The 9,341-nt window shown below is 63.5% G+C and carries 5 protein-coding genes and 1 pseudogene; 3 read left to right on the top strand and 3 right to left on the bottom strand.

The features are described 5' to 3' along the window. Positions 1-271: pseudogene (locus ACFXN1_RS14935) on the bottom strand (HNH endonuclease); the annotation flags it as partial. Positions 272-416: 145 nt separating this feature from the next. On the opposite strand from ACFXN1_RS14935, the gene ACFXN1_RS14930 reads away from it, so the two are divergent. Further along, positions 417-1,829: a hypothetical protein gene (locus ACFXN1_RS14930; protein WP_379439717.1), complete on the top strand. Its 1,413-nt coding sequence runs from the start codon at positions 417-419 to the stop codon at positions 1,827-1,829. 289 nt (positions 1,830-2,118) lie between these two features. Here the strand turns inward: ACFXN1_RS14930 and ACFXN1_RS14925 are convergent, their stop codons facing one another. Together ACFXN1_RS14925 and ACFXN1_RS14920 are read right to left on the bottom strand one after the other, a co-directional pair. Further along, complete coding sequence (locus ACFXN1_RS14925; protein ID WP_379439719.1) at positions 2,119-2,862, bottom strand: DNA methylase; 744 nt, start codon at positions 2,860-2,862, stop codon at positions 2,119-2,121. Continuing rightward, the gene (locus tag ACFXN1_RS14920) at positions 2,859-3,593 is read right to left on the bottom strand and encodes a hypothetical protein (protein WP_379439720.1); all 735 of its coding nucleotides are present in this window, start codon (positions 3,591-3,593) and stop codon (positions 2,859-2,861) included. Before ACFXN1_RS14920 ends, ACFXN1_RS14925 begins: the two co-directional genes overlap by 4 nt. 1,727 nt (positions 3,594-5,320) lie before the next feature. On the opposite strand from ACFXN1_RS14920, the gene ACFXN1_RS14915 reads away from it, so the two are divergent. Together ACFXN1_RS14915 and ACFXN1_RS14910 are read left to right on the top strand one after the other, a co-directional pair. Next, positions 5,321-5,656, top strand: coding sequence for a trypco2 family protein (locus tag ACFXN1_RS14915; protein WP_379439722.1), 336 nt, complete (start codon positions 5,321-5,323; stop codon positions 5,654-5,656). Between the two features lie 56 nt (positions 5,657-5,712). Then, a complete protein-coding gene (locus tag ACFXN1_RS14910; protein ID WP_379463598.1) occupies positions 5,713-9,183 on the top strand; it encodes a tetratricopeptide repeat-containing serine protease family protein in 3,471 nt (1,156 codons plus the stop codon). The last annotated feature ends 158 nt before the right edge of the window (positions 9,184-9,341 follow it).

The following is a 9,341-nucleotide window of genomic DNA, read 5'->3' as shown; positions in this document are numbered from 1 at the left end:
GAGGCACGACGAATCCGAGCTCGCGCAGCCTCCGAGCCACGGTCGCCTCGCCTCCGCTGAATTCGCTCGCCCGCAGTGGATTTCGGCTGGCGAGACGACCGTGGGCGGCGCCCGCGATCGCTTTCGAGTCGTATCGTTTGCCGTCGTATCGCAGGTGGAAGGCCCGCGCCTGGTCGAATCCGTACTGCGTCAGGAATGCGTCCTGGCCGATTTGGTCGTATTCACGAATCGCCGCGAGCACCGCCGCGCGAGTGAGGTCGCCTAAACCCATGCTGGCACAGTATCTTCTGGCACCGACAGCCGAGGAAGTCCGGGCGATCCGAGGACTCCGCGACCACGTGAGCGCGGTAACGGCCACACCCGTCCGCCGATACGGCTAGCTAAGAACGCAAGGTCGAGGCTGGGAGCGGTAGCGAATGGACCAAACTGTAATTCAAGGCACCTTCTGGTATCCAGAATCCGGCGTCCAATCCGCCGGGGAATTGACCATCGGAACCGGAGGACAGAAGTCAACGCTTTCTGTCCTACAGAACATTATGCCCGAATTACACGTAAAGATCACAAACCCCCATCAGTACGAAACACATATAGCCTATGGCGGCACGGCAGAGGAAATCGTCGAGGACTTTGCGCCGAGGACATTCTTAGGCCAAACCGAAGAAGGCCAAAGAATTACACTCGTCGACGCGCAGGGAGGCTCTGAGCCTTTCAGCGCAGGCCAACAGTTCGATTGTAAAATCGTTCTGATCGGAGACAATCACGTTGAAGCACACCAGAGGTTTGCTCAGTGCCGGTATGTGATTGCCGGAGATTTCTTGCAGCACCTCCACGAACAACAGGCCCTCGTTGATATTCTAGGCGGCACTGCAGTCGATTTCGAATACGCAGATAACTCGATAGTCATCACTACGCGATGCGAAGATGGCGCTATCTTGCTGGAATTCGAGCAGTATATTCTTGGACCGCTCAAGAATCTTATGAAAATCGTTGCTGGCCGCCGGTTACGCTTGCGGTCCACTCACGTACGCGTAGACGACAACTCGGCCTGGCTCGAGGTTCATATCACCCGCACAGAACGTGCAGAACCAAAGCCTAGCGCCCGGCCAGGCATGATACATGACAGGTCGATCACGGAAGCGCGGGTAGCAAAGTGGATCGAGATCGGCTACAAGGCGGACAGCCTTGTGGATGCACTCGCAGGAGCCGACGAGTCCGGACCGATAGAGACGCAGGTGATCACCCTTTGCGCAGTAGCCGAAGGGTTACATCGGAAGCTCCTTGCCGAACGAAAGAGCTTTCCAAATCTGATCAAACCACAGCTGAGAACCGTCCGCAAAGCGGCGAGGGAGGCTGCACTAGCGCGTTTTCACGAGCTGGATGAATTCGACGACGAGAAGATCAACGATCGAATGAACGCCGGACTCAACATGCTGAACGATATCAGCTACCGCGCGCGCATCAATGAACTATCCACGTATGCCAAGGAATTCGACGAGGACCTGATTATCACTTCAGCGTTTGCCGACTGGGCACAATCAGTCCATTTCGTTCGAAACAAGCTGGTTCATCAGCTTCCTTACGAGAGCGATGATGACGAGACCGAACTCACTGCCGATCAACTCAGGAAAGAGAAGGAGAATCTATTCAATCTCAACATAGCGGTCGCATACTCCCTGTCTTGGGTTCTGCGGCTCGCCCTTCTCAAACTCGCAGGATTTCAAAACACAGACATCGTCGAGGACGATGGTCTCCCGGGTTTCCGGCCATATGAATTCTCCTGCGCGAACGTAAAGTTCGCGATCAAGGACCATCCAAGAAGACGTGCGTGAGTCCAATTGGCTCTGTTCTTCGGCCCGCCCGACTCCAGTGGGCGGGCTTTGGCCAGCGAGGCAGTCCTCACGGCAATTGCGACCGCGGACGCCTCGCGTGACAGCGTCAGTTGTCCCGACGACGCGAGCCAGCGGATCCTCTCCGCGACACTCGCGAAACATTCACTCACACAACGGTAACCGTGATACCGACACCGAGTTTGCAATCCTGTAAGTGGGTCCCGCACACCAGAATTGATGTGTACGCCTCAATCAACTGGATTAATGAGTACGCCTCAACGCGCGCGGCTCACCCGAACAGCGCGAGCTGCTCCACCCGGCCCGCGTCGGCGAGCAGGTCTCGGTGCCCGACCTGGGCGCCGGTCGCGAGCAGCCAGCAGCCGAGGTGTTCGGTGTAGGCGGGCGGGATCGCTTCGGCGAGTTCGCCGCGGTCGTCGGTCCAGTCGATCCCCATCGCGGTCTGCCACTGCGCCACAGTGCCTTTCCCACCACCGTTGCCGTACACGGCCACATACGGCCCGTCATAGCGCTTCCCGTGCCGATACCCCGCGACCCGGCCGCGGTGCGGGACGTGGGCCGACTGCGGCATCGACCAGCCCGACAGTTCGAAGTAGCGGTGGCGGATCACCCCGAGCCCGAACATCTCCCCACACAGCGTGATGTCGCGGCGCACATCCGCACCCTGCACGTTCTCGATCACGCTCGGCACCCCGAACCGCGCCAACGCATCCCGGGTATCGGGAATCAGCTGCGGATACCGGCGGCCCCGGTTGGTGCCGGCGGTCAGGGTGCACGACGCCTGACACGGCGGGCTGGCGTGGATCGCGTCGAACTCGTGACCATGGGCGGCAAGGAATTCCAGCGCATCCCCGCGGTGGAACTCGAACGGATAGTTCGGCTGCTCGACAAGATCGACACCGACCACCTCGAACCCGGCACGCGCGTACCCGACCGCAGCCCCGCCCGCGCAACAGAACAAGTCCAACAACCTCGGCCGACGCCCCGCCGACACGAGAACGGTCCGGGTGCTCATCGCGCCCCCTGAATACCCGTAGCCGGCGTGTTCTGCTGGGGTGGCGTGGCTTCGGTGACCGTGAACGGGTCTCGGCAAACCCCGCACAGGATCGGGCCGGCGTCGATGGTCTTCTGCCGGGCGCGCACCCGCCGCGGCGGCGTGCACCCGCACACCAACGCACGCCCGTTGCGCGGGGCCTTCTCCTCCTCCGCGTCGTCGTCTTCCGCGTTGTGATCGCCGGTGCCTTCGTCGTTGACCCCGACCGGGTCGTGTTCGGAACGCCGGTGCGCCACCAGGACTCGCTCCAATGCCTCGATCTCGCGGCCGTACCGGCCGGCGGTCGCGTCGGGGACGGTGGTCAGTGACCAGCCGCTGCCGGCGCTGCGTTCGACGCCCAGCCCGAACTCGGCCGCGATCTCCCGGAATCTCGCGTTGTGGTAGGCGCCGCCGCGGCTGGTGTCGGCCACGCCCCGCGCGGACGCCGCGCCGTGGACGGCTTCGTGCAGCAGGGTGCCCAGCACCTCGCGTGCACCGAAGGCAAGCCCTTCCCCGCCGACGAACAACTCCGGTAGTAGCTCCGGGCCGTGTTTCCAGCGCGCCGGCCCGAAGTGCCCCAACCGCACACCCTTACGGCCCACAGAGCCGGCGGCCATGGTCACCACGACATCCGGGACATCCGGATGCCGGGCACGCAACTGGCCCCAAATCGATTCGATAGTGATGATCAGAGAACCTGCGATGGCGGTCATACCACGCCCCTCAGAACTTGATGATTATCCATCAATTCTACCGAAACATGTTGCATACCAACATGTTTGATCAGCACGGTTGAATCACGAATTTGAGGAGTACTCATCAAAATGGCTGAGCTTCAACCTATTTCGCAACATCAATGCCGTTGATGCGTATGGATCAACGCGCGTTGATGACTACTCATCAACCTGGTGCGCCCGCCGGCGCGCCGCTCGGCTGGGACCGCGTATCGTTGCGAACCAGCGCCAATCGGTACGGTCCAATCTGCGCGTCTACCAGTACTTTTGAGTGGGTCGAGTGGCGGACTTTTCGCCGCGAATTGGTGGCCGCGTGGGCAACAATCGCCATTGCCACGAGAACCCCGGCCACAGCGTTGCTGTCACGATGCTACTGAGTTGCCTTTGATCAGCGGACGTTCCGCCGTAGCAATGGTCGTGGTTGTCTGAATGCTGCGGTAGACCACACGGCTTCCGCGTGCGCTCCCCTCCCCTCTCTGTGAAGGCCTGCCCCCGGCGAGGGCGGGGGTCCGGTGGGCAGCGCCCCCGCGCGCAGCCGTGAGGCTGCGGACATCCCGGAGTGGAGCACGTGCCGGTCGTGGTGGGGTTCCTCTCCGCTTGGCCTGGGGCGTCTCGATCACACGGGTACCGGTCGTCAAGGGTGGCGCTTGCGCCATCGGCTTGCCGACGCCTCAGGCGCCCTTGATGGCCGGTACCCGTGTGATAGCCCCAGAACAGGCCGAGCGGTGAGGTGCCCCACCACGACAAGCCGAGCGGAACGCAGGCGCGAGCGCAGCTCGCGACACCCCGCCTAGAGGTAAGTCGCCGTACGAAACCGGGCTGATACGTCTGTCGCGGATCTGTAGACCGCCACGTACGCACATGAGTCGACCACCTCGAAGCGCCGCCGAAGGCGAGGCGCTCCGTATGCCAGCGCAACCCCATCGCAAACGCACCGATACCTACCCAACGTAACCACTTCTTTTTCTCTTCACCACCACACCAACCCTCCCCTACTTGATCTTTTTGATTTCTGATTGCTCCCCACCCCCACCCAGTTCGACATCTCGTTGATCACGAAGTGGGCGATGAGATGTCGGACTGGGTGGGGGTGGGGAGTGAGCAGAAATCATGCCCTTCGCCCCAGCTCGGAGGAGGGTTGGCGTGTTGGTAGAGAGCGCCACTAGGTAGCACACTCGTGTGCTACCTAGTGGCTAGCTTTGTGTTGGAGTTTTCGCGCCTCCGACCGGCCCGGCCAACACCAAGATCTGCCGTTGGCCCTATGCCGCGACACGAGCAGTGCCCTCCCTCGGCCGGACAGTGTGTGCCCGGCCACCGGATTGTTCAAGGGCGCTCCTACGTCGCGTCGCCTGACGGCGATGGCCTGCGGCCACCCTTGAGCAACCCGCCGTCCGGTCACGGAAAGCCTTCGAAGGGAGGGCCGGGGGAACAGTAAGGGAGGATCCGAAGCCGATGCGCCGAACAATCGGCGCATATCCGGCAGGCATTCGCTCATGGCGATTGCCGGGCGTCTGTATAGGTGGTCCCTGTTGCCGTCGCGGGTGATAGACGGCCTTCTCGGCAGAGACCCGTGGGGTTCGTTTCCTGTTGTTATGTGGATTAGCTGGCGGGTATGCGTTGAGAGTTCTACGGTTGTCGTGGTCGGGCCAGTGATCTTGCACCGCTGCAGGTTTGGGCTAGCGTGGGGATGTATTCGGAGGTGGAGCGTGACGGACGATCCGGTCGGTTTGGCTGAGGCGATTGCGTCGGTTCGTGCCGAGCTCGAGCAGGCACGGCGGGGTGGTGAGGGCCGGGAGATCCAGTTCCGTGTGGGTGAGGTGAATCTGGATTTCCAGGTGGAGGTTTCCCGCGAGGCTGGTGCCGAAGCTGGTGTGAAGGTGTGGGTGGTGACCGCCGGCGTGAAAGGCAAGGTCGCGGATAGACACTCGCATACGGTGAGAGTCACGTTGGTGCCGCAGATCAATTCCGGTGGCGAGTGGGTCGATGTGCGAGTTGGTGACGACGTCACCCAACGCCCGGCCTTGCCCGATGCCGTCCAGTAGCGCATCCGGTACGAGACCGGCGACTCTAAACCGCTTTCCTGCCCGCGAGGTGAGTCGTGGCGGTTGATGTTGCGCGGGTTGCGCAGTTGTTCGCGTCCGGTGCTGGCGGGTCGCGGGTGGGGTCGGGGTATGTGGTGAGTGATCGGCTGGTGCTCACTGCCGCACATGTGTGCGTGGATGCTGGTCTCGCGCTAGGTGATCGGGTCGAAGTGTGTCTGCTCGGATCTCGATGGGTAACAGCATCGGTGGCGTGGCTGAGCGCTGAGGTAGATGTCGGTCTGGTGCGTGTAGACGAGACTGAATCGTGGTCTGCCCCTGGGATATCGATGCTGCGATGGGGTCGGCTGACCGGGGCAGAGCCGGTGGCTGCCGCGGCGATTGGATTCCCCTGGGCACAGCAGCGTCCGGACATGGTGCGAGACACCGAGCATGTCGTTGGTTTCGTGGCACCAGGCACCGCGCAACAGTCGAAGCTGTTGCATCTGACCGTCTTGTCTTCCGCGCCGGCGGAGCGGCTTGCCGTATCGGTGCCGGTGCCTGACAGTTCGGGCGCAGCATCGGCATGGGCGGGCATGTCGGGGGCAGCGTTGCTGGTGGGCCCCTATCTCGTCGGTATGGTGATTGCCGATCCTGCCCGCTACGAGCGCAATCGGCTGGTCGTCATGCCGACGGGACGGATCCTGGCTGCGGCCGGGTTCGCCGAGGCGCTCAAGGACCAGCCGAGGGTGGTTGAGGTGGGCGCGGCGTGGCGATGGCAGTTCGCGCAGGGCAAGTCATTGAGTTTGGCGTGGCCGTATCGGCCCTTGCCGTCGGGGTTCAACGCGGCTGCGGCGCGGCATCGTCTGTGCAATCCGGAGCATGCCATCGTGCCGTTCGCCGGGCGCGATGATCTAGTAGCGGGCTTAGTTGGGTGGTGTTCGGCGGGTGGTGCGAAGCTGGCGATCCGCACGATTACCGGCAGCGGTGGCAGCGGTAAAACACGGCTGGCGGCCGAGGTATGTGTGGCGGTAGCGGGGCTGGGCTTGGACGCCGGTTTCGCTGATGTGGATCGTGCGGGCGGAACGACGCGCTGGGAGCTGGAGCAGCCCACGATGCTGGTGGTCGACAACGCGGACTTGAACGTCAGTTTGGTCGCCGACCTGATCCGGACGCTGGCCTACACCGATGTTCCGGTGCGACTTCTACTGCTGGCGCGTTCCCGCGATCCGTGGTGGTCGATGCTAGAAACCGCGACTGAGTCGCTGGTCGACGGGTTCGACGACGGTGATCTGTCGTTGACCGCGAATGTGCTCGCTCCGCCGGAACGGTACGACCATTTCCGGGCCGCCTGCACCGCCTTCGCTACCGTGCTCACGGGAGGACTCGATCCGGTTGCCGCCAGGCCGGAGCCGCCCGATCTGGCCGGTGATGTGTTCGGGGACCCGTTGATGGTGCACGTCGCCGCGTTGCTGGCGGTGTCCGGAGATCCTCTCGGGCCGTTGCCAGGTGCGGACCAGCACATCCGTTCCAGCGTATTGCGGGCGATGCTGAACCGCGAAGCCAGCCGCTGGCCCCGGCAAGTCGCCGATGGTGGCCTCACCGAACCGGTGGTGTTACGGCGCTGCGTGGCCACCGCGACGATCAGTTCACCGGAATCGGAGCAACCCGCTGCCACGACACTGACCGCCGTGCCGGACCTCGCCGCGGACAGCGAGAACAGTCGCCGCTATACCCTGGCCCGGTGGCTGCACACGCTCGATCCCGGGCCGGACTATTGGAATCCGTTGCGGCCGGACCCGTTAGCCGATCAGCTACTCGCCGACCTGGACGTGTTACCACTGCTGACCATGACGATCGCCCGCAACGCGATCGAGCAGGCCGATCACCACACAATAGACAGGCTGTTGGCCGAACTGACCCGCGCATCCGCCGCCACCGGCGGTATGGCCACCCAGGCACTGAACGAACTGCTGCACCACCTTCTCGGAGACATACTCGACACCACCCTCGCCGCCCCGGAAAGCCCACTGGCGCAACGACTGACCACCGCACTGCAACAATCCCCGGTACCTGACACCGCCGCCACCACAGTCGACCAGCTACCGGAACACTCTCTGGCCTTTGCGGACCTGGCCCACCTGCTCACCGCCCAGGCCGTCGACCACTATCGAGCCTGCACCGCCACCGAACCTGACAGTTTCATGCCGGACCTGGCGGGGTCGTTGAACAATCTGTCCAACCGGCTGGCGGATGTGGGCCGGCGGGAGGACGCGCTGACCACGGTCGAGGAGTCCGTCACCGTCTACCGAGGGCTGGCCACGGCCCGGCCGGACGCGTTCCTGCCGGACCTGGCGACGTCGTTGAACAGCCTGTCCGCCCGGCTGGCGGATGTGGGCCGGCGGGAGGACGCGCTGACCACTATCGAGGAGTCCGTCACCGTCTACCGAGGGTTGGCCACGGCCCGGCCGGATGTGTTCCTGCCGGACCTGGCGGGGTCGTTGAACAACCTGTCCAACCAGTTGGCGGATGTGGGCCGGCGAGAGGACGCGCTGACCACTATCGAGGAGTCCGTCACGATCAGGCGGGGGCTGGCGGCGGCCCGGCCGGATGCGTTCCTGCCGGACCTGGCGGGGTCGTTGAACAACCTGTCCAACCGGCTGGCGGATGTGGGCCGGCGAGAGGACGCGCTGACCACTATCGAGGAGTCCGTCACGATCAGACGGGGGCTGGCCACGGCCCGGCCGGATGCGTTCCTGCCGGACCTGGCGATGTCGTTGAACAACCTGTCCGCCCAGTTGGCGGGTGTGGGCCGGCGGGAGGACGCGCTGACCGCTATCGAGGAGTCCGTCACCGTCCACCGGGCGTTGGCGGCGGCCCGGCCGGATGTGTTCCTGTCGTACCTGGCGATGTCGTTGAACAACCTGTCCGCCCAGTTGGCGGGTGTGGGCCGGCAGGAGGACGCGCTGACTACGGTCGAGGAGTCCGTCACCGTCCACCGGGCGTTGGCGGCGGCCCGGCCGGACGCGTTCATGCCGGACCTGGCGATGTCGTTGAGCAACCTGTCCGTTGTGCTGGCAGATGTGGGCCGGCGGGAGGACGCGCTGACCGCGGTCGAGGAGTCCGTCACGGTCTACCGAGGGCTGGCGGCGGCCCGGCCGGACGCGTTCATGCCGGACCTGGCGACGTCGTTGAACAGCCTGTCCGCCCGGCTGGCAGATGTGGGCCGGCGGGAGGACGCGCTGACCGCGGTCGAGGAGTCCGTCACGGTCTACCGGGCGTTGGCGGCCGACGATGAGTTCTTTTTGCCAGAACTCGCCAAATCGCTTCTTTCACAAGGAATTCGGTTGACTGAAGTTCGAAATTTCGAGACGGCCCTGACCTGTGACCGTGAAGCGGTGTCGATATATGCAAAGCTCTACAAAGTCGACGGCGACATCCATCGGAAGTCGCTGGAACAAGCAGTCCGAAACTATGCCATCGATCTGAAGGACGTCGGGCGGAGCGATCAAGAAATAGCAGATGAGATCAAGCGCCTAGGGCTTTTCTGAACAAGGCACCACCGCCCTGCTTCAGATCGACCTCCCGCCGCAACTTCGGTTTACCGTGTTGGACACGCCGCTCATGGCGCGGGGGGGGGGGGGGGGGGGGGGGAAAAAAAAAAAAAACCACCACCCGCAAGAGGACCCCCGGGAGGAGGAGAAAAAGG

Source organism: Nocardia sp. NPDC059154 (assembly GCF_042755705.1).
Lineage (GTDB): Bacteria > Actinomycetota > Actinomycetes > Mycobacteriales > Mycobacteriaceae > Nocardia.
Note: the sequence above shows the minus strand (reverse complement) of the source record. Positions and strands in the feature narration are given on the sequence as shown.